The sequence below is a fragment of the Salinarchaeum laminariae genome (assembly GCF_023204835.1).
Classification (GTDB): Archaea; Halobacteriota; Halobacteria; order Halobacteriales; family Salinarchaeaceae; genus Salinarchaeum; species Salinarchaeum laminariae.
The window spans coordinates 2,139,737-2,166,047 of record NZ_CP096270.1 but is presented as its reverse complement, the minus strand read 5'-3'; the positions used below and the strand labels follow the sequence as shown (position 1 = coordinate 2,166,047).

Below are 26,311 nucleotides of genomic sequence, written 5' to 3'. Positions count from 1 at the left end.
GGTTTGCCAGCAGAACCGCGATCGAACGCCGATCAGAGATCCGTTCGTTCGAACCGCATGAGCGCCAGCATCGGCAGGACGACGATCCACCAGCAGAGGACGACCCCGGCAAAGGCGGTGACGGTGACGTCGTCAGTTCCCGCCAACGCTTCGTAGGAAGTTCCGGGGGCGATGAGTCGCCCGGTCGCCACGACGGGCGACATCGTGTCCACGTAGACGAGCCACCACGGATTCGACGGAACGTCGACAAATCGATCGACGACCCAGAGCAGACTCCGTGGCAAGACCTGCCAGACGAACGTGAATCCCAGGAACGCGGCGAAAGCCAGCGTGCCGCTGAAGTTGGTCGTCTTCAGCGCCGTCGAAATCGCAATGCCGATACCCAGATAGGAGAGGCCCATGAGAACGCCTGCACCGACGAGCGTGGCAGCCATCTCCGGCGGCGCGAGTTCGCCTGCACGGACGCTCGCAATGAACAGCCCCGTCGAGACGGCCACGAGTACCGCGGAGACGATCGTCACCACGGTCGCCAAATACTGGCCCAGCACGATCGACCGCCGGGAGATGGGCTGACCGAGCAACAGCCGGAGGCGGCCGTCTTCGCGTCGTCCAGCGACGTCGTCGTGTGCGATCGTAACGGCCGTCGCGGGAACCAGCACGAGCATAGTGCCAGCCAGGAGGCCGAACAGCGCCGAGCCGTCGTTTCCGGAGCCGAGGGCGGCCGGTCCCGTCCAGTAGCCAATCAGTCCGAATATCAGTGCGAACGCGATGATCGTTCCCGGGAGCTCCCAGTTTCGCCAGGATTCGCGGACCCCCTGTCGCGCGACGAGACGCCAGCTCACGCCGTCTCACCCGTCGTGGCGACGAAGAGGTCTTCCAGAGAGCTCTCGTCGGTTTCGAAGTCGACGACGGTAGCCCCATCGCGCCTCACTGCGTCGACCACCGCGACCTTCCTGGCGTCACTGCACGAAACGGTTATCGTCGAACCGTCGACGCCGACGACGGTCACACCGTCCAGGGCACGCACTGCGTCGACTGCTCCATCGACCAGGCCGTCCAGCGTGATCGAGAGCTGCCCCTCGACGCCGACGCTTTCGCGCAGACCGTCGATCGAGTCGACAGTGAGCAACTCACCATCGCGGAGGATCCCGACCCGATCCGCGACCGCCTCGACCTGTTCGAGGATGTGACTCGAGAAGAAGACAGTCGCCCCACGGTCGGCAGCATCGCTGACGATCTCTCGCATGCGACGGACGCCGTGGGGGTCGAGGCCGGTCGACGGCTCGTCGAGGATCAGGAGATCGGGATCGTCGACCAGCGCCATGCCGAGTGCGAGTCGCTGCGCCATCCCCTTCGAGTAGCCACTCGCTTCGCGCTTGCCTTCACCGGCGAGGCCAACCCGTTCGAGCACGGCGTCAGGGTCCGCGTCGGCGTTTCTAGCTTCGATGGCGAACTCGACGTGCTCCCTGCCGGTTGTTTCTCGCATCGGCCGGTAGCCTTCCGGCAGGATGCCAGTCTTTCGCCGGACGGCGACCGGATCGGACTGGACGTCGTGGCCAAGCACCGTCACGTCGCCGTACGTCGGTCGGGCGTAGTCGATCAGCAAATCGATCGTGGTCGACTTCCCAGCACCGTTCGGGCCGAGGAAGCCGAACACCTCACCGCTGTCGACGGTGAGATCGAGGTCGCGGAGGGCAACGACGTTCCCGAACGCCTTCGAGACGCCGTCGAGTTCGATCGCGGGCATCGACGGATCGTCGAAGGGACGGCGTTTAGTTCGTCTGGTTCGCCGAGAATCGGCGCTGTGAGATCGACGTCGGGTCACCCCCACAGAGCCGGCCGCGAGTCCGCCCCGACACGCATATGGGTGGCTCCGTCGTAGCGCGGGACATGACCGACGCGGATGCGGGCGCAGAGGAGACCGCTGCGGACTCCGATGCGGACGCTGAATCCCCGGACGACGAACGGACTGAACCCGACAATCAGGGCCCCGTCTGCATCGACGACGAGCTCGCGCGCCACGTCGAGAACAAACGCGACGAGCTCCTCGAGAAGTTCGAGATTCCCGACGGCTTCCCGCCGGAGGTGCTCGAGGAGGCCGAGGCCCGCACTGAGGACGTCGGCTCCGAGATCGAAGGCGAAGCCGAGGAGCGCCAGGATCTCCGCGACCTCACGACCTGGACCGTCGACCCCGTCGACGCACAGGACTTCGACGACGCGATCTCGATCCAGCGCGAGGGCGACGACTACCGCCTCTGGGTCCACATAGCGGACGTCACCCACTACGTCCACCCCGACTCGGCGATGTGGGACTCCGCGGTCGAACGCGCGAACACGGTCTACCTGCCCGGCTACACCGTTCACATGCTTCCGCCGGTACTCGCCGAAACCGTCTGTTCCATCGTCCCCAACGAGGACCGACTGGCCCACACCGTCGAGATGGAACTCGACGGCGAGACGCTCTCCTACGAAAACATCGAGATCTACAAATCCGTCGTGCGGAGCGACTCGAGGCTCACCTACACCGAGTGTGAACATCTGCTCGACGAGCCCGACACCGCCGGCGACTACCTCGAAGACCCGGCCGTCGATCTCGGCGAGCGCATCGAGCTTGCTTTCGAGCTCGCCGACCGAATGCACGAGCAGCGCAAAGAGGACGGCTCGCTCGTGCTCAACCCCAGCCGGGACCGCGCCCACACGATCGTCGAGGAGTGCATGCTCAAAGCGAACAAGGCAGTCACGCACGAGCTGATGTGGGATCGTGGGGTCGAAGCGATGTACCGCGTGCATCCCCAGCCCAGCCCCGACGAGTGGGGGAACGCACTCCAGGAGATCCAGGAGCTCGACGGCGTCTCGATCCCGGCAGAGACATGGGACGAACCCCGCAAGGCCGTCAACGCGACGCTCGAATCCGCACCCGAACGACAGCTCTCGGACATCCAGTGGGCCGTGATGAAGGTCATGCCCGCCGCGAAGTACATGAACGACCCATTCGGCGGTCACCACGCGCTGAACTTCGAGATCTACGGCCACTTCACGAGCCCCATCCGCCGGCTTTCGGACCTGATAAACCACTGGATCGTGCACACCAACGACGTGCCCGAGGACCTGATCGCGATCTGCGATCGCGCCTCGGACAAGGAACGCGACGCCGAGCAGTGCGAACGCGAGTACAGACAGTTCCTCGAGGAGGTCGGCCTCGACGCCGACGCCGTCAACAACCGCGGAATCGAAGTCGTCGACGATCCCGACGACGCCGACTATACGCTCTGAGCCGTCGGCCTTGGGCAACCCGATCCGTTGTCACGACGTCGAGAGTGGAAGGTCAGGGATATGTGGCGCCACACCCGAGCCACGGGCATGGACGCCGCCGACGGACGCACGCTGACCTGCGGGGACTGTAACTGGCGGACCAGCGAACTCGCAAAAGATCGCTGTCCGGAGTGTGCTGGACAGCTCGCGGTCGAGTACGACGAAGACGTGATCGACGCGGACGGACTCGAACTCGACGACCGAACCGGCGGTCTGTGGAACGCCCCTCAACTGGTGCCCGCGACAGACGATCCAGTGACGCTCGGAGAGGGCGCCACGCCACTCGTCGACTGCCCCACACTGGCCGACGAGCTCCAGGTGAGCTCCTGTACCGTCAAGGACGAGGGGCAGAATCCGACCGGGACCGCAGCCGATCGATCTATCGCCGTCGCCGTGACGGCCGCACGCGAAGCGGGCGCGACCGACGTTGCACTGCCGACGACCGGCGCCGACGGCGTCGCCGCGGCAGCCTACGCAGCCCGGGCGGGCCTCGACGCCCACGTCTTCGTTCCGACCCGCTCGACCCACAGCACCAAGGCCATGATCAACGTCCACGACGGCGACATGTCCGTCGTCGAAGGGCGGTACCAAAACGCAGAGGAGAGCTTCGAGTCCGCAATCGCTGAGGAACCCGATTGGACCGCCCTGGATCCAACCAATGCTGCCGTTCGCACGGCAGGCTATGCGACGATCTATCCGGAACTCGTCGCGGATCGGGACGGCTTCGCGCCCGACGCTATCGTCGTGCCGACCGGCCACGGAGAGGCGCTTGCGGGGCTCCACGCCGCTGCGGACCTGTTCGAATCGCTGGGCGTGGTCGAAAGCGTCCCAACCTTCCACGCAGTGCAGGCAGAGGGGTGCGCGCCGATCGTTCGCGCCGCCGACGCGGGAGCAGACAGCGTCACCGCGTGGGAGCAGCCCGATACCATCGCTGGCGCGATCGAAGTGGCAGACCCCGCACTCGGCGATCGAGCGCTCGCAGCCCTGGATCAGACCGGCGGAGAAGCCGTCGCCGTCGACGACGAGGCGATTCTCGCCTCGGCCTGCCGGATCGCTGCCGCGGAAGGGCTCGAAGCCAGCGTCGCGGGCGGTGCCGCGGCCGCCGGCGCGTGGGAGCTGTCCATCGACGGCGCCGTCGACGAAAGTGACGACGTGGTCTTGCTCAACACGGCCGCCGGCTCGCTGGATTCGGACGTCCTGCGAAGCCACCTGATGCGAGCGGGCTGAACGCCGAACTCGGCACCGAAGTCTGCTCTCAGACCACCGAATCGACGTCAGTTACCACGAGCACTTCCGTCGGACCTGGCTGGAACCGGTACTCGACCTCGCGACTCTCGACGGTACAGCCGGCCTCTCGGAGCGTCGCCATCACGGGATCGACGTACTCGGATCGCTCGGCGTCCAGTGACTGGAGCCCCGCAATTCGGAGCTCTTCACTGGCGACGCGGGCCAGCTCCAGCGCGGCATCTCGGTGAAACCCGATCCCGAAGCGATCGTCGTAGAGAAAGAGAAGATTCGCCGAACAGACGAGATCGAACGCACCGTCGTCGAAAGGCAGCGCCGGGAGTGCCGCGTCGACGTATCGGTCCGGTTGCCGCGCGTAATCGGCGAGGAAGCGCGTCGCTGCCGCTCGTGCGTATCGCTCTCGGGTGGCGACGTCACCGTAGAAGGACCAGTCGAACAGGTCGGTCTTCGCCTGGAGCTGGTCGACGACGTCGTCGACGGCCGACGAGCAGGTCTCTTCGAGCGTCGCAACCGGTGGTCCGTACTCTGGGTCGACTGCGACGGCGTCGGTACCCACACGTGCGGCGACTGCCGTAAACGACCCCGGGCCGCCCGGACAGTCGAGTATGCGACGATCGACGAGATCGTGAACGGCGAGATCGAACAGCTCGCAATATTCCTCGAACGTGCGTCCGTAGAAGGCGGTGCCGTCCGAGACGACGAATCCATCCTGTGTCATGGCTTACTAAATATACAAATCTGTCCATTAATGATCTTTCTTGTCCATAGTCAATAGCACACATACACAGAGAAATGACGCTCCCGAGCCACGTCGTCGATCGCCGGAACCGCATAGTTGAAACGGCAGAAACAGATCCGCTGGCGTATGGAGTCAGTCCTCGTCACCGGTGCACTCGGCGTCGTTGGCAGATGGACAGTCGATCGGCTCGCGAAGGACTACGACGTGGTCGCCGTCGACGTGGAACGGCCGGAGGATCCACGCCAGGACGTCGAGTACCGCGCAGCAGACCTGACCGAACAGGGGCCAGCCTGGGAGCTGGTGCTCGCCGAGGATCCGGACGCAGTCGTTCACCTCGCCGCGATCCCGACAGTGGGCATCCGCGCCGGCGCGGAGACGTTCACGAACAACGTCACGGCAGGGTACAACGTCCTCACCGCCGCTGGCGAAGCCGGAGTCCCCGTCGCCTGGGCGTCCAGTGAGTGTGCCTACGGAGAGAACTTCGCCGAGGAGCCCCGCGTCCCGGAGTATCTCCCGATCGACACGGAGCATCGAACCGATCCCGAGGATCCCTACGGCACCTCGAAGGTCGCGACGGAGGCAGTCGCACAGAGCGTCGCCCGCAAGTACGGCATTCAGGTGACGACGATCCGTCCGACCTGGGTGCAGGAACCCGGTGCCTACCACACCCCGGATGCGCGCGCCGAGTTCGATCCAGACGACCCCGGACGCCACGGCAACTACTGGTCCTACGTCGACGTCCGCGACGTCGCGGAGCTGTTCGTCGACGCTCTCGAGGTCGGCCACGACGGGCACGAGATCTACAACGCCGTCGCCGACGAGAACTTCATCGACTACCCGACAGTGGACGCAATCGAGGCGGGGTTCGGGACCGTTCCCGAGCGCTGTGCAATCGAGGGTGACGACTGCGCGTACTCGAACGCGAAGGCCGGGGACGAACTCGGCTGGGAGCCCCAGCACAGCTGGCGGACGGCCGAGAACGAGACAGTTCCCCGACCGGAGCTGTAGGCGATCCTCCTTGCGGTGGGGATGAGTGAGGATGGGATGGTGGGGATTCGAACCGAAGGAAGACGGTTGTGCTCGCTCGCGAACTCGCTGCGCGCACTGCGACTTCCATGATTCGAACCCATCTGAACGCACCTGCTGCTCACTGTCGTTTTGGAGACGATCGCTCGCGGCTCAGTACTTCGCCGGAAGACTCGCTCCGCTCGTCTTCCGAGCCCTGCGCTCTCGTGCGCTCGCGCAGGACGCTGCTCACGAAACCGAGCCGCTCCCTTCGGTCGCGACTCGTATGCGAGGGATGGGATTCGAACCCACGAACTCCTACGAGAGCGGGTCTTAAGCCCGCCGCCTTTGGCCAAGCTCGGCCACCCTCGCGCGTCCCGTGATTTCACACACCCAGACAAGTCGGTTTCGCCTACGGCTTCTCGGGATCGAGATTACCAGTCGACGCTGATCGTCCCGTCGCCGTGGGGATCCGGAGCGATTTCCTCGTCGGTGCGGCGATCCACGACGTGGATGCAGCCATCGCCCTTCTTGGCGGGGCAGACCTCCGCTGCGCGCACGTTTTCCTCGAGTTCGTCCTCACCGACGAAGTAGGAGTTCGGCTTCGCCATGCCGCTGAGGATGTCCATCTCCCAGTTCTCGGCGACTTCGGCACACTTTCCGGCGCCGAAACAGGCGTTCGCCTCGAAGATGATCTTGTAGGGCTTCTCCGCGATCGGTGGGCCATCGTCGCCGACGTCGGCGGGATCCTGCACCTCCGCGTCGAGATCGCTCATTGGAAGAGATCTGGCACCGAGGCCGCTTTCAGGTTACGGTTCCCGCGAGTTACGTCGGGTCTGCGTCCTCCGCTGCATTGCCGGTTTCTTTCCGTGTCCACTTCTTCTCGACGTCGCCGTTCGCGACCACCAGCATCGAACCGTCCGCTTGCTCTAGACGACATTTCCGCAGTTCGATCGCGCGAACGACGCCCTCGCCTTTCTCCGTCACGACCCGATCGCCGACCTCGAAATCCGGGTCCCGCAGGAGATAGATACCCGCCACCGTGTCTTCGATCATCTCCGAGAGTGCGTACGCGACGCCCAGGGCGACGAAGCCGGTCGTGGTGCCCATGCTCGCCGCGATCTCTCCCATGCCGAGGATCGACAGCAACGAGAGCGCGACGGAAAACCAGAGGAAGATGCCGACGATCGTGACGGCAAGGTCGACCACCAGCGCTTCCCGCTCGCCGTAGATCCGACCGAGCACCCGCCGAAGGGCGAACAGGGTAATCTTGATCCCGACGTACGCCAGCACCAGCAAGATCAGGACGCGGACCAGAGTCGGGACAGAGGTCTCCACCCACGTCGCAAGACGATCGCCGGTCGTGTCGGCGACCTCGGACGCGAAGCTGCCAGGATCGAATGCCATGCGGAGGGCTTGCTCTCGGGAAAGTTGAACGCTTGGGAGAAAACAGGAACGGCCAGCGGACGCTGGGACTACTCGAAGGGATGCTCGAGCACGACGGTCTGCTCGCGCTCGGGGCCGAGCCCAACCGCGTACAGCGGCGTGTCGATCTGCTCGGCGACGTACTCGAGATACGTTCGAGCGTTCTCGGGTAGCGCCTCGTACCCCTCCGCTGCCACGGCCGACCAATCGGCCTCCGGCCAGCCGTCGAACGATCGGAAGGTCGGCTCACAGTCGGCCCAGCGCTCGGTCGTCGAGGGAATCGTCTCGATTTTCTCGCCGTCGAGTTCGTAGCTATCCCCGACTTTCACCGTCTCGAGACCGGCGAGCACGTCGACGTGGTTCACGGCGAAGCCGGTGAACCCGCTCGCGCGCGCCGCGTGACGGAGCATCGGCAGGTCGAGCCAGCCGACGCGGCGGGGTCGGCCAGTGACGGTGCCGTACTCCCCACCCTCCTCTCGGATGTAGGACGCGAGATCCTCCGGCGTCGGATCCGACCCCGTCGCGGCTGACTGCTCCCCGGCGTCCACGCCGTGGCCGCCTTCGCTCGGACCGAGCTCCGTCGGCATCGGCCCGGTGCCGACGCGTGAAAGGTAGCCCTTGACGACGCCGACGACTTCGCCGTCGCCAACGGTCGTGACGCCGAGTCCCGAACCGGTCGCAGCGTAGCCGGCGGTCGGGTTCGACGACGTGACGTACGGGAAGTTCCCGTGGTCGATGTCGAGGAGCGTTCCCTGTGCGCCCTCGAGCATGACCTGTTCGCCGTCGTCGATCGAATCAGCGAGGAACTCGCCGGCGACGACGGTCATTCCCTCCTCGTCGAGACGCTCGCCGTAGGCGCGGTACTGCTCCAGGACTGCGTCGGTGTCGAACGCCTCGGCAGCGGTGAACCCGTCGAAGGCGAGGTCGACGGCGTCGAGGTCGATCTCGTAGACCTCTTCGATCAGCCGACGTTTCTGGGGGATCACGTACTCGAGACGATCGCGCAGCACCTCCGCGTCGAGGAGATCGCCGACGCGGACGCCGCGGCGGCCGGCCTTGTCCTCGTAGGTCGGGCCGATGCCCCGCCCGGTGGTGCCGACTTTCAGGTCGTCGTCGCTGCGGACGTCCTCCTCGAGGTTGTCGAGAATCCGATGGTAGGGCATGATGACGTGCGCCCGCTCGGCGACGCGCACGTCCGGATCGAGCCCCTGTTCGTGGAGGTCGTCGAGTTCGTCGAACAGCGTCGCCGGGTTGACGACGCAGCCGTTCCCCAGCACGCCAACCTTGCCGCGAACCGCACCGCTGGGAACCAGCGAGAGCTTGTACGTCTCCCCGCCGTGAACGACAGTGTGCCCCGCGTTGTCACCGCCCTGGTAGCGCGCGACCACGTCGGCAGACTCGCCGAAGACGTCAACGATGCCGCCCTTCCCCTCGTCGCCGAGCTGCGCGCCGACGATGGTGACAGTCATTACGAGGCGAGGTTTCGCGTCGCGGGATAAACGAATTACGATGTGCCCGGCCCGGAGTGCTCACCCCGAACCGAATCGACTGGATCGAACAGCTATGATCGAAGGAGACACGAGAAAGACACCCCCGTACTATGGGCACCAGTATCGGGGACCGGAACCGTTAACCACTCCCACGGGTGAGTTTGCGCCATCGGCGTCGGTTCGTCTGTGGATCATCCCCGCTCCTGACGACAACATTTAAAGCCCCCAACGACAAGTTAACACGTGCCATGATAGATCGGCTCGAAAAGGAGGTAGACATGCTGGAACGCCATCTGCAGGTGCTGCGGATGGTCATCGAGAACGAGCCCATCGGCATCGTGAAGATGTCAAACGAGACGGGCTACCCACATCACAAGGTTCGCTACTCGCTCCGGGTCCTCGAAGAGGAGAACCTCATCGAGCCCTCGAGTCAGGGTGCGATCACGACCGAGCGTACCGCCGAGTTCATCGACGAACTCGACGGCAAGATCGACGAGACGGTCGACACGCTCGAAGGGATGAAGCTCGAAGACGCAGCCGAACTCGAGTCCTGAACTCGATACAGTTAGATCGATTAGATCGCCCGCAGCCGACCCTTACGCGACGGTTCGCCGCCCAGAGAGTCAGACCCCGCGTTCGCAACCGCGTCGGCTGAAGCAAGGTTTCTGCGCACACGTATCCTCTGGGGTATCCCCAGAATGTAGAATAGGAAGTAGTAACGGACAGTCCCACTCAAATCGACCAACACTACCACTCCGGTCGACGGATCTGGTACACCGATCGACCGACCTACCGACCCCGTCGCCCCTTACAGCTCGGGGACGTTGAGGTGGAGATCGTCGCCGCGCGCCTCGACGAGACAGAGATGGTACCCCTGCTTGCGAGAGAGCTTGACGTAGCTCTTGCGTGAATCGCGACTCAGCAGACTCCCGCTCGTCGCTTCCGAGGCCGTCTCCAGCGCCGCCGGCTCGAAGAAGCTCCGCGTAACGAAGAAGGCACTCGAGAGCGCCATCGAGTGCTCCTTCACGCGGCTGGCTGCCTCCTGCAGATCGACGATCATCCGACCCGTCGCGGGATCGCGGGCGTCGTTCATATTCGCGACGAATAGCGCTTCACCCATCTTGTCCCGAACGACGACGTCGAAGGTCTCGCTGGGCGCACCCTCCTCGTCTTCGACGGCGTCCCGGGTCACCTCCCCGTGGAACTCGACGCGGTCGACCTCTGGGAGCGCATCGTAGAGGTCCCGGAGATCGGACGCAGAGCCAGTCTCCCGAATTTCGTAGGGGAGCGTCCGCACGAGCCACTCGACGAAGCGGTAAGCCATCGTTTCTGGCAGAAATGTCTCGAACGGTTCGCCGTCGACCGTCGTGCCCTCATCCTCGAACTGGGTGTGGACGTCGAGCCGAAGATTCTGGTTGACCTCACCTGCGTCCGCGCTGCCGTCGTGGGCCGCCTCCAGGGTCGGAGCGCTCTTGGAGTCGTAGCGGACGAAAAGGTCGGTGCCCTCCAGAGCCGCCCGCGGCGTCATCGCGCCGCCGGAGGTGGCACTGGGCCCGCCACCGGTCCCACTGGGCTCAGCGCGCTCGGCGGCAGCCTCCAGTTCCTCGATCTCGTCTTCGAGCGAGCGGATCTCACCGCGAAGCGTCTCGTTCTCTTCGGTCAGCGAGTCGACGCGCTCGACGAGCCGGTCTCGTTCCTCGGCGATATCGTCGCGCTCCTCTTCGAGATTCTCCGCCCGCTGCTGGAGCCGATCGATCCGATCTTCGCGCTCGAGAACTTCCTGTTCGAGGGTATGTTCGGTGTCCCCGGATTGGTCGTTCGCGGATTGCCTCTGGCCAGATCCGCGCTGCTGCGTGGAGCTCGACTGTTTGTTCGCGGCGGACTGCGTACGCGAGCGGGACCGTTGGCTCGCGGGGGACTGCTGAGTGGATTGGTCTCGTGCGCGTCGATCCGACTGAGCACCGGTCTGCTGACCGGAGCGAGCGTCGGCCCCGGCACTCTGGGTCGCCATCGGCGGTTCGGGCTCCTCGCTGTGGTCTGGATCGAGTGAGGGAACTGTGGTCGCCTCGCGCCACGCGCTTTCCGACCGGTGCCGATCACCGCCGTCGTCCACGCCTGCGCTGGCTGCGCCCTCGTCTGCGTCCGTGGCGGGACTCGGTGCGTTTCCGGTGGGAGCGGTCGCAGCCGATTCATGGCCAGTTCTCGTTCTGGACCCGCCTGCACCGTCGGCAGCGGAGTGTCGCGACCCCGGCTGGTCGTCGTTCGAAGCGCCGACCGGCGAATCGCCTGCGGTGACCGAGGCGGTGTCCTCGGAACGGTCACCTGACCGCGAGCGTCGTGATGGTGTATCCTCACTCGTACCAGTCGAGGGAGCAGTTTCAGCCTCGTTCGCTCCCTGGTCCGTACCTGCAGTATCGGCTTCCGGCATCGGTTCCGCTGCAGCCGATTCGTCGCCGGGGTCTGGGTCGTCACTGCTGGAAGGCGACGGTTCCGGTTCGGCTCCATCGGCTGGCGGAGCGGGGGTCGCAGTCTGATCCTCGTCAGCGGGCGTGCGATCGTCGGAATCGGGTGATGGAGTCTCCTTGCCTCGAGACGCCTCGGCCCGGGATTCGTCTTCCCCGCCAGCGGACCGCTCGGTGCCGGAAGCGGATGCAGTCGCGGCGCCAGCGGTACCAGCGGTATCAGCAGTGGCAGTGGCGTCAGAACTCTCAGCGGTGCCAGTGGCGTCAGCGGCATCAGCGGCTGGAGCGGCCTCCGGTTCCGCAGAGCTGTCAGCCGCGGCAGATTCTGTCGCGCCAGCCCCGGACGTCTCTGGCTCCTCGGGCTCCGGGACGTCGGTCACCTCGACGTCTACGTCGATGACCTCGTAGATGCCGACCTCGTCGTCGGCGCGCTCGAACGCGTCCTCGCCAGTGATCATCTTCCCGCTGTTCCCGACGAAGGCGACGCTCATCGAGGCGCCGCCGTGATAGAGCTGGTAGTAATCGCCGCTGAGGACGTTCTCGCTTAGCTCCACGTAGCCGGTGAAGGCGCCGGAGGACAACGTCTCGTGGACCTGCGAGATCGACGTATCGTTGGTGTAGTATTTCGCCCGCGTGTCGCCTCCCGTCACCTGCATCGCGTAGAGAAGCGGCAGCGAAGGATGGGGTGCCTTGTGAGCGGTGCCCTGAGCGTTCTCGACGTCATCGAGATCGCCCTCGAACACGCCCACGGTCTTGCCGTTGACGAAGAACAGCCAGGTGCCGCCGGCGCGCACGACACCCGAGAAGTCTGCCGACGCGAGCTGCCGGAGGCCATCGTACCCGTCCTCGAACGGCCGGGTCGGCCACCCCTCGACGTCGGCTTCGATGCGTCGCTCCATACCCAGGATAAGCCGGAGTCGACCCAAATACTTTCCGCCAAGCGGGATCCGATTCGGGAATGCAGCCGTCGGTAGTAGGGACGAGCCGCCTCGGTCGGGGTCAAGCAGCTACCGAAATCGAGACGGCGGAGAGAAGAGTGCGGTAGGCAGACAGGAGTGGATAGGGAACCGGGAGTACGACGGAAGAGAGACGGGAAAACGGCTCCTCGCCGGAAGAAACCGATTCAGATCTTCCCTTCTGCGTCGTCGGCCAGCTCTTCCATCCGCTTGCCGATCCGGCCGGCCGAGGAGAACTCGTCTTCGCTCATCGCCGACGCAAGCGCGTTACCGAGGACGAACACGGCGTGTTTGTGTTCGTTCTTGGACTTGTGGACGTGGTCGGGCTCGATGTCCAGCTGGGCGTACGGCTCGAACAGTTGCGGGTCGACGTCCTCACGCTCTCTGAAGTGGCGCATGATGGTCACCATCTGTTCGTGAAGCTCCAGAAGCTCGTCCTTGTGCATGTTGAAGCCCGGTAGGCAGGTTCGGCAGTTAAGGGTTGTTTCACACACGGTAACAACCCCCACAGTCCTGTCGCCGCCCAGCACAAACGGGGACGTGCCCCGTGGTACCAAATGGCGGCAGACACCGACTACCGCGCCGCTTGCAGTGTATTCTCAGAGGGTCCAACGAACCGATCGCCAGCCAGCGGAGCGTCTGACGATAGTTTTTGTACCTCCATTCCATACTGATTTCTAATGCCCGAGTTCCGCGTCGCGGTCGATTCGGAGACCGCGGACGCCCTCCAGACCGAGACCGATCTCCTTGGATTTCGGGACTCCGAGAGTTATCTCTCGTGGATCGTCGACAACCGTGCCGCGATCGAACAGGGAACCGAATCGGCGGAGCTGCTCGACTCCTACCGCGATCGGCTAGTCGCACTCGAAGAACGGCTCGCGGCCGAAGGCGTCGATCCCGCTGACGTCGAGACGGGTACGGACCCGCTCTCGAACGCGACGCCAGCGAACGCGGGGGCCGCCGATCCAACGCCCGGCACGACGACCACGAGCGAACGGCCCACCACGAGCGAACAGTCGACGTTCGATGGGAGCAACGCGACCTCCAACAACGCGACGTCGGCAGCCGCGAACGTGAACGCGACATCCACGCACAGGAAATCATCGTCCGCGGCCACGACCTCGACGTCCGCGAAAACGCAGGCAAGCGCGAACGGTTCCGAGGAGACGGAACGTGCGGCTTCGAATCTGACGCGCACGACGAACTCCCGATCTGACGTCGACAGAATCGAGACGAGCGCGGACCGGAGCCCCAGCATCGAAACTGGCGGCAGTTCCTCGAGCCCGTCGGCGACCGGACACAGCGACGGTGCAACAGAGGACTCCAGCGCCGACGAACCGAGAGCCGCCTCCGACGGCGGCGTCCGCGCGGAAGCGGAAATCACGTCGATGCACCTCCAGCCCGAGCGCGTCCAGCGCGTCCGTGAGGACCCCGTGACCGAGGACGCAGGATCGCTCAAAGACGTCGAGATGGATCGGCTCGACGAGATGAGCCGTCGCGCCGTTGCCCAGACACGCAAACAACTGGATCGCGAGGTCGAGACCGGACTCGACTACTCCTCCGCGACGACGCTCCAGAATTCGGACGTTCGGCCCGGTGAGGACCTCGCCGACCTGGACCGGCTCGACGTTCCCGGGCGGACCGAGGGCCTCGTCGAGGCGCGCCGCGTCGTGGTCGGCCGAGCGCTCGCCTACCTCCACGACGCTGGCAGAGCCAGGAAACGGGACTTCATCGCTGAACTGTTCGAGGACTGGCCTGCGGGCTATGAGAGCACCGCCGGCTGGTGGCGCTGCGTTCGCGAGTCGCTCAAGCAGGTCGACGCCGTGACCGCGGGACAGGTCTGGACGTACGACGCCTAACGTACCGGTCCGGACTCAGTGCCCGCCGCCGAGTCCGTCTCGTGCGGCCGAGCGCTCCTCTTCCTCGAGTTTCTCGAAAGCCTCGGTGACGACCCAGCCACCCAGCGCCACCGCACCGACCATCTCCGGAATCGCGATGCCAGCGTCGGTCAGAACGAGCGTCCAGAGCAGCCACGTCGCCAGTACGAGCACACCCAGACCTGCTGTCACTGCACCGCGACGTCGCTCGCCGGTTTCTGCCAGTCCGAGCCCGTAGACGAGGAGAAAGCCCATCGTCGCGATGAAGTGGACGATCGCCGCCGGAGCGTGCCAGCTGTGCGGGAGATGAAACACGCCGACTGCGGCCAGGGAGAGCAACGCGAGGGCGAGCGTAACGGCGCCCGAGCGCTTGAGAGGATGGTCGGCATCGCGATAGAGGAGCCACGCAAACGGGAGGCCGCCGAATCCAGTGACGATCAGGCTCCCGTTGAACAGGAAGAAGGAGGGGCGGTCCACGAGGAGATCGAACGAGATCGACCGTCCCGGTGGCAGTTCGCCGGTGTGTGAGAGCGCGCTGTTCAGCCACGAGAAGGAGGGATCGACGATCGTCGCGAGGAAGATGCCCACGAGCACGATCGGCGGCGCGAGTATGCCAGCTCGGATCGCCGTCTCACGGCGGTTCATAGCGGTGGTGACAGCCCGCGAGCCTTGAAGCTACGTGTTCGGGGACGCTCGTCACTCGGTGTGTTCCTCTCTGGGGAACCACGCGAGGTCGTGCGTCGCCGTGAGATCCACGCAGACCTCCTGCTCGAGATCGACGTTCGCCGAGTGGTTGTGCATGCACTCGACGGTGTCGCCGTTGTCGAGTTCCACACGGTAGAGAACCGACGGGCCGAGATACCGACGGTAGGTGACGGTGCCGTCTGGCTCGACCGAGTCGGGGCACGGTCTGGCGACGACGTCGTCCGGGCGGACGAGCACGTCGACGGTCGTCCGGTCGTAGGCGGATGCGAGCCCGTGGATTCTATCCCGCGGAAGTTCGCCGATAACGGTCTCGACTGCGTCGTCGTGAACGTAAGAGGAGAGGAAGGAAGCGTGACCGAGAAAACCCGCGACGAACCGAGAAGTGGGGTGCTGGAACACCTGCTCGGGGTGGCCCACCTGCTCGATCGACCCCTGGTGCATCACGGCGACGCGATCGGAGATCGAGAGCGCCTCTTCCTGATCGTGCGTGACGAATACGGCGGTCACGCCGGCCTCGATTAGGATCCTCCGGACCTCCTCGCGCGTCCGAACTCGGAGGTCCTTGTCGAGATTCGAGAACGGCTCGTCGAGGAGGAGAAGATCCGGCTCGGGCGCGAGCGCTCTCGCGAGCGCGATCCGCTGTTGCTGACCGCCGGATAGCTCTCCCGGCTGGCTGTCTCGCTGATCACCGAGTCCCACGAGATCGAGGAGCTCGTCGACCCGCGCGGTCCGCTTCTCCGATGCCCAGTCCTGAATGCCGAAGGCGACGTTCTCGGCCGCACTCAGGTGAGGAAAGAGCGCGAAGTCCTGGAAGACGAGCCCGACGTCTCTGGACTCGGGCGCAGTCGAGGAGTCACCGTCGGCGACGCACTCGCCGTCGATGGTGATCGAGCCCGCGTCGGGCCGCTCGAGTCCGGCGATGGTTCGGAGCGTCGTCGTCTTGCCACAGCCAGACGGGCCAAGCAGGGTGACCAGTTCCCCGTCCTGAACGGAGAGTGAGAGTCCGTCGACTGCGCACTCGGGGCCGAACTCCTTTTGCAGCCCGTCGACCTCGAGAATCCGCTCGCAGTCCTTGGATTCGTCCTCTCGGTCGGTCTGGGAGGCGGGCGCACCGACGCCGTCGCGATCGGCGTCCTCGGTCGCCTCTCGCTGCACGCCGGACGCCGACTGCCGTGCAGTGGTATCGATCCGGCGTCCGTCGGTAGGGTGATCTTCGGCAGCCATGGATGGGGTATCTGCCATCTCGAAACCGATCGTCGGTAGCGAACACCGACGCGGATCGGAGACGGCGCGTCGTCGTTGCAAGTGATTTAGCACGAAGGGCTTTAGGCTTTCCTAAACCCCTACAGCAGCCGCTTCGGCCTCGACACCTGTAGGAACGAATCGATCTGCCGGGCAGACTGGTCGAGCGAGCTACTCCTCGGGGAGGTCGTCGATGAGGACGACTGCCTCGCCGTCGATGATAGTCGTGTCCTCGTCTTCGTCGTGGATTTCAGTGGTAAGCCGATACTGGTTCTCGCCGAGATCCTCGACGACTTCGACGTTCGCGCTGACGCGGTCGCCGATTCCGACCGGAGCGCTAAACTTCAGATCCTGAGAGAGGTAGATCGTTAGACCGGGCAGGCGCGCGAGAGCCGCGCTAATGAGTCCGGACGCCAGGGTCCCGTGGACGATGCGGCCTCCGAAGCGGGTCTGTTGGGCGAAATCGTCGTCGAGATGGAGTCGGTTGGTGTCACCGCTCGCGTGTGCGAAGGCGTGAACGTCCTCGTCGGTGAGACGCTTGGAGAAGGTGACTGTCTCGCCGACGCCGATGTCTTCGCGACGATCGACGGATCGCTCGAACGTCCAGTCCGGTTGCTCGCCGGCGACGGACGGTGCGTTGGACTCCGCAAGCTCTCCATCGTCCGTGGTGTCTTCCGTGACGAAGGCGGAGAAGGCGGCCCGATTCGCAGCCGCTGTACTGCGCACGACGGTGTTTGTGAGGTCCATCCAGGCATCGGCAACGCCCGCAAAGCCAGTCGCCCTGCTCGTGTCGGACATACGATTCGTAGGAGTGTCTGGGTACTTGTGTGCATTGGCTCGTGTCACCTAAATGGACGATTACGGAGATCTGCAGCCGATTTCACGGGAACGCTGCTCCATCGTTGATATGGGACGGCATCCGAGAATCACGGTATCGAGGGGAGGATTCTGGATGTCGAGAGCATCGGGCATCTAACCAGTGGGAGCGTCCAGAGCACCGCAGTGAGGCCGGCAAGTGTGTTGAGCGCAGGACGATCGGGAGATCGCCGTACGGAACCGGCGTGGAGCACCAAACACCACTCAACACCATTGAATACCATCTGAGGGCAAGCTTTATGCTCCCCAGCGCCCTATACGTGAGTGATGACGGACGACAACGCAGGGTTCCCCTGGCCGCCGGCGATGTTCGCCGAGCAGTTCCAGGAAGCAAGCGAAGACGCCGCGGAACGGCAGCAGGAACTGTACGAGCAGTGGCTCTCCATGGGCACTGGCGGTGCAAGTGGCGGGCTCTCCGACCTTGGTGCACTGAGCACCGGAACCGCGACGTTCAAATCTCGCGTACAGAGCGGCGGCCGTATCTCGATCCCGGACGCCGAGCGCGAGGCCCTCGACATCGAAGAGGGTGACATCGTCCAGACGATCGTCGTCCCCGTCAAGCGAGATCGAGACGAGGAGTGACCCAATCATGACCGACACCAACCCCCTCACGACCGCGTTCGACATCCAGCGCAGTGCGATCGAACAGACCCACCAGCTCACCCACGAGACACTCGAGGCCCAGAAGACGGCCGTGCACGCGATGGCCGACGGGCTCGAGACGCTCGAGCAGGTCAGCGAGCAGAGCGCCAATCTGAGCCAGGAGGCCGCCCACGCCTACCTCGACGCGATCGAGCAGTCCGTTCCCGAGGCCGACCTCGACGACCTGCGAGCGCTCGTCGACGACGGCTTCGAGAACGCAGAGGAGATCCAGGCCGAGTCCTGGTCCGCGATCCACGAGGCCACCGACGAGGGCGTCACGAGCTTCGAGACCGCGGCCGACAACTACGGCGAGTTCGTCGACAGCTCCTTCGACACGTTCCTCTCGGCCCACGAGCAGGTCGAGGAGAACGCCGAGGAGTTCGAGGAGATCGACGTTTCCGCCGACTGAAGCCCCCTTTTTGAACTACCTGCGGCTCGATACACCACCACGAGCAACCATACCAATGAGTGAGCAAACCACGACCCCGCCCGCACAGGAGAACTGGACCGAGTTCGTCGAGAACATGAACGAGCAGATGGTCGAGGCGTTCGAGGCGAACGTCGAGGCCCAGTCCCAGTTCGTCGAGACCTGGGCAGAGACGCTCGCGGAAGGCACTGACGACGATCGCATCGGCGACGGCGTCGAGGGCTACGCCCGCGCCTATCAGGTCTGGATGGACGCTGCCGAAGAGATGGCCGGTCAGGTCGCCGAGGAAGGCGGCGACGTCTCGCCGGAGGACGCGCGAGACCTCTGGCTGTCGAGCGCCAACGAGGCGTTCAAGGAAGTCATGTCTACGAGTGCGTTCGCCGCAGTCACGGGCGAGACGGTCGAGGACGCACTCGAACTCCGGCAGGCCGCCGACGAGAACGCACAGGAGACGCTCCACGCGCTGGGCATGGCGACGGAGCGGGACATCCGCGAAGTCGGTGACCGGCTCGTCGAACTGGAACGGCGTCAGCACGCCATCGAGGAGAAGCTCGACGACGTGCTAGACGCACTCGACGAGGAGTGATCCAGGTGACCACGATGCAGAACCCCTACGCAGGCTTCCTCGACGCCCAGCGGTCGGCCTGGGAGCAGGCCACCGACGCAGCCAAGAAGCTCGGTGCAGCGCCAGACGCCAACGAGACGATCACGTCGGTCGACGTCGGCGAGACGCCCAGCGAGGTCGTCTACGAGGAGAACAAGCTCCGGCTGCTCCACTACGAGTCACAGACCGAGGAGCAACACGACGTGCCGATTCTCATCGTCTACGCGCTGATCAACCGGCCGTACATTCTGGACCTCCAGCCCGATCGCTCGGTCGTCCGAACGCTCCTCGAAAACGGGTTCGACGTGTACATGATCGACTGGGGAGAGCCCTCCCTGCTCGACAGGTCGCTCACACTCGAGGACTACGTCGTCCGGTACGTCGACAACTGCGTCGACGAGGTTCGCGAGCGTTCCGGCCAGGACTCGATCAACCTGCTCGGCTACTGCATGGGCGGGACGATGTCATCGATGTACACCGCTCTCTACCCCGAGAAGGTCCGGAATCTCGGCCTGATGGCCGCTGGCCTGTGTTTCGCCGAGAGCGGCGGCATCCTCGAACTGTGGGGCGACGAGGACTACTTCGATCCCGACGCCATCACCGACACGTTCGGGAACGTCCCGGCGGAGTTCCTCGACACCGGGTTCGCGCTGATGGACCCCGTCGAGAACTACGTGACGAAGTACGTCCGGTTCTATGAAAACATGGAGGACGAGGACTTCGTCGAGAACTTCGCGCGCATGGAGGAGTGGCTCGGCGACGGCATCGACGTCGCCGGCGACGCCTTCGAGGAGTTCATCGAGGACATCTACCAGGAGAACAAGCTCTACGAGAACGAACTCTACCTGGGCGATCGCCACGTCGACGTCACCGACATCGACGTGCCCGTGCTCCAGATCGTCGCCGAGTACGATCACCTCATCCCGCCGACCGCCTCCAAACCGTTCAACGACGTCGTCGGCACCGACGACGTGACGACGATGGAGTTCCCGACCGGCCACATCGGGATGAGCGTTTCCTCCCGATCGCACGCCAAACTCTGGCCCGACGTCTGCGAGTGGTTCGAGGAGCGCTCACAGGTGGGCGAGGACGCCGAGGCGGACGAAGATGGCGCGTCCGCTGAGGATCGAGAAACGGACGAAGACGATGCGACCCGAGACGAAGCGGCCCCGGACGGAGTGAGCGGCGATGAAAGCGGCGAAGCGAGCGACGAAGAGAGCGGAAGCGCGGACGTTGACGTCGACGACGGAGCCGAAGCGGCGACTCTCCAAGACGTCGACGGCATCGGCCCCGCCTACGAGGATCGGCTCGAAGACGCTGGCGTCACCACGCTGGCCGAACTCGCCGACGCGGACGCAGCGGCGCTCGCCGCCGACACAGAGGTCGCGCCCAACCGCATCCTCTCCTGGATCGAGCAGGCCGAGCAGCTGCACGAGTAGGCGACATCGTCGGTCCATCTCGGGACCACCTTTTATTGCCGGTATCGTCCTTTGTACAGCTAGTGACCGCGGGACCGCCGCGACTCGGTCCCACCACTATGGAGGCTTCATCATGGAAGGACGCACCTGTCTCGTCACCGGCGCATCGAGGGGAATCGGCCGCGGCATCGCCGAGCAGCTCGGCGAGTCCGGCGCCAACGTCGCAGTCAACTACAGATCCTCTATCGAGGACGCCGAGAAGGTCGTCGAAACCATCGAGGCCGCCGGCGGCTCGGCCATCGCCACGCGCGCCGACGTGACTGGGCGCCGCGAGGTCGAATCCATGCACGACGAGATCCACGATGCATTCGGGCCCGTGGACGTCCTCGTCAACAACGCCGGGATTACCCAGGACACGAAGTTCGAGGAGATGACGCGCGACGAGTGGGATCAGGTCATCGACGTCCACCTCGGTGGGGCGTTCAACTGCACACAGACGTTTTTCGACGACATCAAATGCTCCGAGGAGGGGCGACTCATCTGCATCTCGTCGATCGTCGGCAAACAGGGGAACTTCGGACAGGCGAACTACGCCGCAGCGAAAAGCGGCCTGTTCGGGTTCGTTCGGACGCTCGCGCTCGAACTCGCAGAGTCCGGCTCGACGGCGAACTGCGTCGCACCGGGCTTTACCGAGACGTCGATGCTCGAGACGGTACCGGACCGGGTTCGCGACGTCATTCTGGAGGAGATTCCGCTGGATCGGTTCGGGACGATCGAAGACGTTGCAAACGTCGTGGAGTTCCTCGCGAGCGAAGAGTCCTCCTACATCACCGGCGAGGTCCTCGACGTCAACGGCGGGATGGACCTGTAGATCGGTGGACAGCGGTACGGGTTTCTGAACCATACGAACCGCTGAAACGGATGTCCGGGCGCGGTAACTACTGCATCGAACGACCGCCAGTGGCGAGACTACTCCCGCCGCAGCGCTTCGATCGGATCCACTCGCGCGGCCCGCCAGGCCGGGTAGAGCCCAGAGACGATGCCCACGCCGATGCCGACGAACACGGCGATCACGATCCAGTCAATCGGGTAGATCATCGGAAAACCGGCGTAGCCTACGAGCAGGTAGCCAGTCCCGATTCCGAGCATGACGCCCCCGATCGCGCCGATGATACCGAGGATCAGCGCTTCGACGAGGAACAACTGGACGATGTCACGCTGGCGCGCCCCGACCGCCTTCATGATACCGATCTCCCGAGTGCGCTCGGTCACGCTGACGATCATGATGTTCGCGATTCCAATCGCCCCGACGAGCAATGCGATCCCCGCGATCCCGGCGATGAATATCGTCACCTGGTCAAAGATCTCGCCGACCTGTGCGAGCAGCGCGTCGAACGTCTGGACGGCGATCTGCTTGTCGTCGTCGACGAGATGCTCGGCGTCGGACTCGCCGGAGTGGAAGTACTCGTCCGCGGCGGACTGGACCGCACTCAGATCCTCGATGCTATCGACCCAGACGGTAAGCGACGAGTACGCGATCGCCTCAGTCCCGCGGTGTGTATCGACGGTGACGTTGTAGTACGGATCGGCAGGCACGTAGACCGACGTACCGGTTCCAGGCGCCTGGTTTTCGGCAGCGTAGATACCCGATACCGTGAAGCTACGGCGGGTGCCGTCAGTGAACGTTACGCGGATCTCCTCGCCAACGCTGACGTTGCCACCGAGCGATTCGGCGAGTTCGGTGTCGATAACCGCCTCCCCCTCATCGGCGAACGCCTCACCGGCGACGAAGCTGCCGCTGACGTTCTTGGAAAACGACGCGGGTTTTGCGATGCGAACCGTGAACGAGACGGTGGTCTCGCTGCCGCGTCTCACCTGCGAGGCGGGTATGGTCCCATCGGGATCGACGAACTCGACGCCGTCGATGCGCTCTATCGCTTCGACGTCGTTCTGGGTGTAGATCGGATCGGAGAACGTCTGGAAGCCGAATCCGCCATCGACCTCGCCCTGGGTCTGGACCAGTACGAGCGTCTGATCCTCCGTGTCGAATCCGCCGAGGACGTCCTCCTCGAAGGCACCACCGAGCACCATGAACGCGATGATGCTGCCGATGCCGATCACGATCCCAATCGTGGTGAGCGTCGAACGAAGTTTGTGACCGGTGATCGCTCGCCAGCTGATACGGATGCTCTCACGGATCCTCACGCACCCTCACCTCCGTCGGGCTCGGTAGGAGCGTCTCGGTCGTCGAGAACCGTCGGTCCCGAGGGGACGACGTCGGAGACGTCCTCGATTCGCTCGAGCTGGCCGTCGACGAGCGTGACGATGCGGTCGGCGCGCTCCGCGATGTGTCGCTCGTGCGTGACCATGAGGATCGTTCGTCCCTCGGCGTGGAGTTCGTCGAAGAGATCCATGATCTCCCTGCCAGTCTCGCTATCGAGGTTCCCCGTCGGCTCGTCGGCGAGGATCAGCGTTGGTTCGTTGGCGAGCGCACGCGCGATTGCCACGCGCTGGCGCTGACCGCCGGAGAGTTCGTTCGGCGCGTGATCCAACCTATCTCCGAGCCCGACTCGCTCGAGCAACGTCCTGGCGCGCTCGCGACGGTCCGCGTCGACGACGTCGTTGAACACCATCGGCAGGGAGACGTTCTCGGCGGCGGTGAGCCGTGGCATCAGATTGAACGTCTGGAAGACGAATCCGATCTCTCGCCCGCGAAGACGCGCCCGTTCGGCACCGGAGAGGTCCCCAACCGACCGGCCGTCGATTTCGATCGTGCCCTGATCCGGCGTGTCGAGACAGCCGAGCAGATTCATCAGCGTGCTCTTGCCCGAGCCGCTCGGGCCCATGACTGCCGTGAACGATCCCTCCTCGAGCGTCAGCGTCACGTCCCGGAGGGCGTGGACCGGCTCGCCCAGAAAGAAGGTCCGACTGACGTTGCGCGCCGCAACGACGCCGGTTCCGGTGCGTTCACCACCGCGATCTGTACGAGCCATCTATATCATGATTCGACGGCCTGCTGTATAAAGGCCAATCCAGCAGTGGCGGGAATAGCAGCCACAGATGGCCAAAACACTGCGGCGTCGATCCGCGGAGCGCTCCGGATACCTAAACGAGTGAGCGTACCGACCAATAGAGCCCCTGGATCGCGTTTCGAACGCTCGCTCGTGGGGCGAATCCAGCGTCGGGATCACCCACCGGTTCGAACTCCTCGTCGATCGTCGCCGCAGCGACGTACAGAATCTCGCCCGTGTGACGCCGGCGACCCCGATCGTCGGCGACCCGCAGGAGCGTCACACCGTCGGACGTGCCGACGATCCGGTAGACGCCGGGGCGCACAGACGCACCGTCCGACCGATAGTGCTCCCCGATCTCTGGCATCGGTGAGAGGTCTGATCGCCAGCCCCCTGAACGTGACGGGCCGATCGGACTGCAAGCCCTGTTCGGATTCAGTTTCACCACGTGGTTCCCTATCGTTGAAGTGCGATCTCCACGCGACAGTTCACATGCCCGAATCTGTCGAAGCGCTCCCGGACTGGGACGTTCCCGGTGCGACGGAGCAGCCCTATCCGGCCGTCGCAGCAGAGATGCAGTCGACGCTCGCAGGGGACTCCTCCGGCCACGATCTCGCCCACGCCTGGCGCGTGTTCAGCCTCGGGCGATCGATCGCAGCCGACGAGGACGCCGATCCCCACGTCGTCGGCCTCGCTGCACTCGTGCACGACCATCACCGGGTCGTAAACGGTCACGAGTTCGTCCACCCCGAGGCGACGCTGGAGGACGTCGAAGCGATCCTGACCGACGCTGGGGTGACCGATCGCGAGACGATCGACGCCGTCCAGCACTGCGTCGCCGTCCACGACGACTACGAGTACCGTGACGATCCGAGACGTCCAGATAGCGTCGAGGCCGCCGTCCTGCAGGACGCCGACAACCTCGACGCACTCGGCGCCGTGGGCGTCGGTCGCTGCTTCGCGTTCGGCGGCGATCGCGGCATTCCACTCTGGCGGCCAGACGGCGAGGAGCCCTGCGTCCTCGGGCACTTCGACGAGAAACTCTACCGACTCGTCGACGAGTGCAACACGGAGACCGCTCGCGAGATCGCGGCGGACCGGACCGAGTTTCTCGAGACGTTCGCCGAACGGTTCCGTCGGGAGTGGCGCGGGGAGAGATAGCTGTCTCGGCAGAAGTCGTAGCAGGCCGACTGCCACAGGGGCCGATGGCCCCAGTATCGGTGGACTCACCTCGGCCGAGCGGATCGTGGAAACGACACTGCTGTTTGTGGACGTGCACCAAAGTACTTTGGCCGGGCAGCGCGTGTGTATCGAGTGATGGCCACGCCCGAACAGGAGACCGGAACCGGATGGGACCGGCTCTACGTCGACGGCGAGTGGCGCGAGGCATCGAGCGGCAAAACGATCCCCGTCGAAAACCCGTCGACACGGGAGGAGTTCGCGGAAGTCCCCGCGGCGACGGAGGCTGACGTCGACGCGGCCTACGAGGCAGCGGAGGCTGCACAGCCCGAGTGGGCAGCGAAATCGCGAGAGGAGCGCCTGGAGTACGTCCAGGCGGCGATGGATGGCCTACAGGCCAGGTACGAGGAGGTCGTCGGGCTGCTCGCACAGGAGGGCGGAAGCGCCTCCGGCAAGGCGAGCGGCGAGGTCGCGATTTCAGTATCGGACTTCCGAACCGCGATCGAACAGGAGCCACCCGCCGACGAGGAACGGGATTCGGCATTCTTCGGCGAGAGCAAGACACACCACATCGTCCAGGAGCCAGTGGGCGTCGTCGGCATCATCTCGCCCTGGAACTACCCCCTCCACCTCTCGACGCGGGCGCTGGCACCGGCACTCGCGCTCGGGAACACGGTCGTCCTGAAACCCGCGACGGACACCCCGATCACCGGCGGGCTCCTGCTCGCCGAGATTGCAGACGAGGCAGGGTTCCCCGACGGCGTCGTGAACGTCGTCACAGGGCGCGGCTCCGACATCGGCGACCGGATGGCCAGCCACCCGATCCCGCGGGTCCTCTCCTTCACCGGCTCGACGTCCGTCGGCAAGTCAGTCGCGAGCGCTGCCGGGAGCACGGTCACCCTCCCGGCGCTCGAGCTCGGCGGGAACGCTCCCAACGTCGTGACCGAGGACGTAGACGTCGAACAGGCCGCGAAGATCGGCGCGGTGGGCTCTTTCACCCACCAGGGACAGGTCTGTATCTCGATCAACCGTCACCTCGTCCACGAGGACGTCTACGACGAGTACGTCGATCTCCTCGTCGAGCACGCCGAGTCGCTGGCGGTCGGTGATCCCTCGGCGGATCCGAGCGTGGACTTCGGCCCGGTCGTCAACGAGACCCAGCGCGACGACCTCGTCGAGTTCGTCGAGCAGTCCGTCGATCAGGGGGCCTCCCTCGAGACCGGCGGCGAGGCCGATGACCTGTTCTTCGATCCGACGGTGCTCTCCGGGATGACCAACGACATGGCCGCAGCCTGCGACGAGCACTTCGGCCCGATCGCGCCGGTGATTCCGTTCGCCGACGACGATGAGGCGATCGAGCTCGCCAACGACACCGAGTACGGCCTCTCCGCCGCCGTGCAGTGCGACGACGTCGAGCGCGCACGGTCGCTGGCCGACCAGATCGACGCCGGGATGGTCCACGTCAACGACCACCCGATCCAGGACGAGCCCAACGCTCCATTCGGCGGGATGAAGCAGTCCGGACTGGGTCGGTACAACGGCGAATGGATCGTCGAGGAACTGCTGGAGACCAAGTGGATCTCCGTCCAGCACGAGGAACGGGAGTACGACCTGCTGTAAGCCCACCTTTTTTTCGAGGAGGGTTTCCTCGGTCGCTTCGCTCGCTGCGGGAACCCTCCTCCAAAAAATCTGGACC

Annotated in this window: 26 protein-coding genes and 1 tRNA gene; 12 read left to right on the top strand and 15 right to left on the bottom strand. The window is 64.8% G+C overall.

Features of this window, described 5'->3' with window-relative positions:
* Window positions 1–32: 32 nt before the first annotated feature.
* Window positions 33–842: an ABC transporter permease gene (locus tag MXF70_RS10130; protein WP_248515518.1), complete on the bottom strand. Its 810-nt coding sequence runs from the start codon at window positions 840–842 to the stop codon at window positions 33–35.
* Window positions 839–1,747: an ABC transporter ATP-binding protein gene (locus MXF70_RS10125; RefSeq protein ID WP_248515517.1), complete on the bottom strand. Its 909-nt coding sequence runs from the start codon at window positions 1,745–1,747 to the stop codon at window positions 839–841. The genes MXF70_RS10130 and MXF70_RS10125 overlap by 4 nt, the downstream gene beginning before the upstream one ends.
* A gap of 143 nt (window positions 1,748–1,890) precedes the next feature.
* On the opposite strand from MXF70_RS10125, the gene MXF70_RS10120 reads away from it, so the two are divergent.
* A complete protein-coding gene (locus tag MXF70_RS10120; protein WP_248515516.1) occupies window positions 1,891–3,273 on the top strand; it encodes an RNB domain-containing ribonuclease in 1,383 nt (460 codons plus the stop codon).
* A gap of 87 nt (window positions 3,274–3,360) precedes the next feature.
* Window positions 3,361–4,539 (top strand): pyridoxal-phosphate dependent enzyme, encoded by a 1,179-nt coding sequence (locus tag MXF70_RS10115; protein WP_248515515.1) that lies wholly within the window; start codon window positions 3,361–3,363, stop codon window positions 4,537–4,539.
* 28 nt (window positions 4,540–4,567) lie between these two features.
* Here the strand turns inward: MXF70_RS10115 and MXF70_RS10110 are convergent, their stop codons facing one another.
* The gene (locus MXF70_RS10110; protein WP_248515514.1) at window positions 4,568–5,275 is read right to left on the bottom strand and encodes a hypothetical protein; all 708 of its coding nucleotides are present in this window, start codon (window positions 5,273–5,275) and stop codon (window positions 4,568–4,570) included.
* 147 nt (window positions 5,276–5,422) lie between these two features.
* Between MXF70_RS10110 and MXF70_RS10105 the strand changes: the two genes are divergently transcribed.
* Complete coding sequence (locus MXF70_RS10105; protein WP_248515513.1) at window positions 5,423–6,304, top strand: NAD-dependent epimerase/dehydratase family protein; 882 nt, start codon at window positions 5,423–5,425, stop codon at window positions 6,302–6,304.
* A gap of 284 nt (window positions 6,305–6,588) precedes the next feature.
* Here the strand turns inward: MXF70_RS10105 and MXF70_RS10100 are convergent.
* From MXF70_RS10100 to MXF70_RS10085, 4 genes are all read right to left on the bottom strand, one after another.
* Window positions 6,589–6,673: transfer RNA gene (locus MXF70_RS10100), tRNA-Leu, on the bottom strand.
* Between the two features lie 62 nt (window positions 6,674–6,735).
* A complete protein-coding gene (locus MXF70_RS10095; RefSeq protein WP_248515512.1) occupies window positions 6,736–7,077 on the bottom strand; it encodes a ferredoxin in 342 nt (113 codons plus the stop codon).
* A gap of 49 nt (window positions 7,078–7,126) precedes the next feature.
* Window positions 7,127–7,708: a mechanosensitive ion channel domain-containing protein gene (locus MXF70_RS10090; RefSeq protein ID WP_248515511.1), complete on the bottom strand. Its 582-nt coding sequence runs from the start codon at window positions 7,706–7,708 to the stop codon at window positions 7,127–7,129.
* A 68-nt stretch (window positions 7,709–7,776) separates the two neighbouring features.
* Entirely contained in the window at window positions 7,777–9,195 is a 1,419-nt protein-coding gene (locus MXF70_RS10085) for an adenylosuccinate synthase (protein ID WP_248515510.1), read from the bottom strand.
* A 269-nt stretch (window positions 9,196–9,464) separates the two neighbouring features.
* Between MXF70_RS10085 and MXF70_RS10080 the strand changes: the two genes are divergently transcribed.
* Entirely contained in the window at window positions 9,465–9,770 is a 306-nt protein-coding gene (locus MXF70_RS10080) for a hypothetical protein (protein ID WP_248515509.1), read from the top strand.
* 254 nt (window positions 9,771–10,024) lie between these two features.
* On the opposite strand, the gene MXF70_RS10075 is transcribed toward MXF70_RS10080, so the two are convergent.
* Together MXF70_RS10075 and MXF70_RS10070 are read right to left on the bottom strand one after the other, a co-directional pair.
* Window positions 10,025–12,577 (bottom strand): DUF7527 domain-containing protein, encoded by a 2,553-nt coding sequence (locus tag MXF70_RS10075; RefSeq protein ID WP_248515508.1) that lies wholly within the window; start codon window positions 12,575–12,577, stop codon window positions 10,025–10,027.
* Window positions 12,578–12,801: 224 nt separating this feature from the next.
* A complete protein-coding gene (locus tag MXF70_RS10070; RefSeq protein WP_248515507.1) occupies window positions 12,802–13,080 on the bottom strand; it encodes a UPF0058 family protein in 279 nt (92 codons plus the stop codon).
* 234 nt (window positions 13,081–13,314) lie between these two features.
* Here MXF70_RS10070 and MXF70_RS10065 point away from each other — a divergent pair, with 234 nt between their 5' ends.
* Entirely contained in the window at window positions 13,315–14,493 is a 1,179-nt protein-coding gene (locus MXF70_RS10065) for a hypothetical protein (protein ID WP_248515506.1), read from the top strand.
* Between the two features lie 15 nt (window positions 14,494–14,508).
* Here the strand turns inward: MXF70_RS10065 and MXF70_RS10060 are convergent, their stop codons facing one another.
* From MXF70_RS10060 to MXF70_RS10050, 3 genes are all read right to left on the bottom strand, one after another.
* Entirely contained in the window at window positions 14,509–15,156 is a 648-nt protein-coding gene (locus tag MXF70_RS10060) for a DUF998 domain-containing protein (RefSeq protein WP_248515505.1), read from the bottom strand.
* A 51-nt stretch (window positions 15,157–15,207) separates the two neighbouring features.
* A complete protein-coding gene (locus MXF70_RS10055) occupies window positions 15,208–16,458 on the bottom strand; it encodes an ABC transporter ATP-binding protein (protein WP_248515504.1) in 1,251 nt (416 codons plus the stop codon).
* Between the two features lie 171 nt (window positions 16,459–16,629).
* Window positions 16,630–17,256 (bottom strand): MaoC family dehydratase, encoded by a 627-nt coding sequence (locus tag MXF70_RS10050; RefSeq protein ID WP_248515503.1) that lies wholly within the window; start codon window positions 17,254–17,256, stop codon window positions 16,630–16,632.
* A gap of 345 nt (window positions 17,257–17,601) precedes the next feature.
* On the opposite strand from MXF70_RS10050, the gene MXF70_RS10045 reads away from it, so the two are divergent.
* The 5 genes from MXF70_RS10045 to MXF70_RS10025 all read left to right on the top strand — a co-directional run bounded on the left by MXF70_RS10045 (window position 17,602) and on the right by MXF70_RS10025 (window position 21,296).
* Window positions 17,602–17,916, top strand: coding sequence for an AbrB/MazE/SpoVT family DNA-binding domain-containing protein (locus MXF70_RS10045; RefSeq protein WP_248515502.1), 315 nt, complete (start codon window positions 17,602–17,604; stop codon window positions 17,914–17,916).
* A 7-nt stretch (window positions 17,917–17,923) separates the two neighbouring features.
* A complete protein-coding gene (locus MXF70_RS10040) occupies window positions 17,924–18,385 on the top strand; it encodes a hypothetical protein (RefSeq protein WP_248515501.1) in 462 nt (153 codons plus the stop codon).
* A 55-nt stretch (window positions 18,386–18,440) separates the two neighbouring features.
* Window positions 18,441–18,989, top strand: coding sequence for a poly(R)-hydroxyalkanoic acid synthase subunit PhaE (locus MXF70_RS10035; protein ID WP_248515500.1), 549 nt, complete (start codon window positions 18,441–18,443; stop codon window positions 18,987–18,989).
* Window positions 18,990–19,003: 14 nt separating this feature from the next.
* Window positions 19,004–20,446, top strand: a complete 1,443-nt coding sequence (gene phaC / locus MXF70_RS10030; RefSeq protein ID WP_248518385.1) for a class III poly(R)-hydroxyalkanoic acid synthase subunit PhaC — start codon at window positions 19,004–19,006, stop codon at window positions 20,444–20,446.
* A gap of 112 nt (window positions 20,447–20,558) precedes the next feature.
* The gene (locus MXF70_RS10025) at window positions 20,559–21,296 is read left to right on the top strand and encodes a beta-ketoacyl-ACP reductase (RefSeq protein WP_248515499.1); all 738 of its coding nucleotides are present in this window, start codon (window positions 20,559–20,561) and stop codon (window positions 21,294–21,296) included.
* 98 nt (window positions 21,297–21,394) lie between these two features.
* Here MXF70_RS10025 and MXF70_RS10020 read toward each other — a convergent pair whose 3' ends face one another.
* From MXF70_RS10020 to MXF70_RS10010, 3 genes are all read right to left on the bottom strand, one after another.
* A complete protein-coding gene (locus MXF70_RS10020; protein WP_248515498.1) occupies window positions 21,395–22,630 on the bottom strand; it encodes an ABC transporter permease in 1,236 nt (411 codons plus the stop codon).
* A complete protein-coding gene (locus tag MXF70_RS10015) occupies window positions 22,627–23,418 on the bottom strand; it encodes an ABC transporter ATP-binding protein (protein WP_248515497.1) in 792 nt (263 codons plus the stop codon). The genes MXF70_RS10020 and MXF70_RS10015 overlap by 4 nt, the downstream gene beginning before the upstream one ends.
* 112 nt (window positions 23,419–23,530) lie before the next feature.
* Window positions 23,531–23,803 (bottom strand): hypothetical protein, encoded by a 273-nt coding sequence (locus MXF70_RS10010; protein WP_248515496.1) that lies wholly within the window; start codon window positions 23,801–23,803, stop codon window positions 23,531–23,533.
* Between the two features lie 125 nt (window positions 23,804–23,928).
* Here MXF70_RS10010 and MXF70_RS10005 point away from each other — a divergent pair, with 125 nt between their 5' ends.
* Both MXF70_RS10005 and MXF70_RS10000 read left to right on the top strand, forming a co-directional pair.
* Window positions 23,929–24,597: an HD domain-containing protein gene (locus tag MXF70_RS10005; protein ID WP_248515495.1), complete on the top strand. Its 669-nt coding sequence runs from the start codon at window positions 23,929–23,931 to the stop codon at window positions 24,595–24,597.
* A 156-nt stretch (window positions 24,598–24,753) separates the two neighbouring features.
* The gene (locus MXF70_RS10000; protein ID WP_248515494.1) at window positions 24,754–26,235 is read left to right on the top strand and encodes an aldehyde dehydrogenase family protein; all 1,482 of its coding nucleotides are present in this window, start codon (window positions 24,754–24,756) and stop codon (window positions 26,233–26,235) included.
* The last annotated feature ends 76 nt before the right edge of the window (window positions 26,236–26,311 follow it).

What these genes read in the sequence shown, in the direction of transcription:
- MXF70_RS10080 (WP_248515509.1), top strand. Translation starts at nt 9,465, where the DNA reads ATGATAGATCGGCTCGAAAAGGAGGTAGACATGCTGGAACGCCATCTG.
- MXF70_RS10035 (WP_248515500.1), top strand. Translation starts at nt 18,441, where the DNA reads ATGAGTGAGCAAACCACGACCCCGCCCGCACAGGAGAACTGGACCGAG.
- MXF70_RS10125 (WP_248515517.1), bottom strand. Translation starts at nt 1,747, where the DNA reads ATGCCCGCGATCGAACTCGACGGCGTCTCGAAGGCGTTCGGGAACGTC.
- MXF70_RS10015 (WP_248515497.1), bottom strand. Translation starts at nt 23,418, where the DNA reads ATGGCTCGTACAGATCGCGGTGGTGAACGCACCGGAACCGGCGTCGTT.
- MXF70_RS10055 (WP_248515504.1), bottom strand. Translation starts at nt 16,458, where the DNA reads ATGGCAGATACCCCATCCATGGCTGCCGAAGATCACCCTACCGACGGA.
- MXF70_RS10040 (WP_248515501.1), top strand. Translation starts at nt 17,924, where the DNA reads ATGACCGACACCAACCCCCTCACGACCGCGTTCGACATCCAGCGCAGT.
- MXF70_RS10105 (WP_248515513.1), top strand. Translation starts at nt 5,423, where the DNA reads ATGGAGTCAGTCCTCGTCACCGGTGCACTCGGCGTCGTTGGCAGATGG.
- MXF70_RS10110 (WP_248515514.1), bottom strand. Translation starts at nt 5,275, where the DNA reads ATGACACAGGATGGATTCGTCGTCTCGGACGGCACCGCCTTCTACGGA.
- MXF70_RS10120 (WP_248515516.1), top strand. Translation starts at nt 1,891, where the DNA reads ATGACCGACGCGGATGCGGGCGCAGAGGAGACCGCTGCGGACTCCGAT.
- MXF70_RS10045 (WP_248515502.1), top strand. Translation starts at nt 17,602, where the DNA reads ATGACGGACGACAACGCAGGGTTCCCCTGGCCGCCGGCGATGTTCGCC.
- MXF70_RS10075 (WP_248515508.1), bottom strand. Translation starts at nt 12,577, where the DNA reads ATGGAGCGACGCATCGAAGCCGACGTCGAGGGGTGGCCGACCCGGCCG.
- MXF70_RS10095 (WP_248515512.1), bottom strand. Translation starts at nt 7,077, where the DNA reads ATGAGCGATCTCGACGCGGAGGTGCAGGATCCCGCCGACGTCGGCGAC.
- MXF70_RS10085 (WP_248515510.1), bottom strand. Translation starts at nt 9,195, where the DNA reads ATGACTGTCACCATCGTCGGCGCGCAGCTCGGCGACGAGGGGAAGGGC.
- MXF70_RS10060 (WP_248515505.1), bottom strand. Translation starts at nt 15,156, where the DNA reads ATGAACCGCCGTGAGACGGCGATCCGAGCTGGCATACTCGCGCCGCCG.
- MXF70_RS10000 (WP_248515494.1), top strand. Translation starts at nt 24,754, where the DNA reads ATGGCCACGCCCGAACAGGAGACCGGAACCGGATGGGACCGGCTCTAC.
- MXF70_RS10115 (WP_248515515.1), top strand. Translation starts at nt 3,361, where the DNA reads ATGGACGCCGCCGACGGACGCACGCTGACCTGCGGGGACTGTAACTGG.
- MXF70_RS10070 (WP_248515507.1), bottom strand. Translation starts at nt 13,080, where the DNA reads ATGCACAAGGACGAGCTTCTGGAGCTTCACGAACAGATGGTGACCATC.
- phaC (WP_248518385.1), top strand. Translation starts at nt 19,004, where the DNA reads ATGCAGAACCCCTACGCAGGCTTCCTCGACGCCCAGCGGTCGGCCTGG.
- MXF70_RS10090 (WP_248515511.1), bottom strand. Translation starts at nt 7,708, where the DNA reads ATGGCATTCGATCCTGGCAGCTTCGCGTCCGAGGTCGCCGACACGACC.
- MXF70_RS10065 (WP_248515506.1), top strand. Translation starts at nt 13,315, where the DNA reads ATGCCCGAGTTCCGCGTCGCGGTCGATTCGGAGACCGCGGACGCCCTC.
- MXF70_RS10025 (WP_248515499.1), top strand. Translation starts at nt 20,559, where the DNA reads ATGGAAGGACGCACCTGTCTCGTCACCGGCGCATCGAGGGGAATCGGC.
- MXF70_RS10050 (WP_248515503.1), bottom strand. Translation starts at nt 17,256, where the DNA reads ATGTCCGACACGAGCAGGGCGACTGGCTTTGCGGGCGTTGCCGATGCC.
- MXF70_RS10010 (WP_248515496.1), bottom strand. Translation starts at nt 23,803, where the DNA reads ATGCCAGAGATCGGGGAGCACTATCGGTCGGACGGTGCGTCTGTGCGC.
- MXF70_RS10005 (WP_248515495.1), top strand. Translation starts at nt 23,929, where the DNA reads ATGCCCGAATCTGTCGAAGCGCTCCCGGACTGGGACGTTCCCGGTGCG.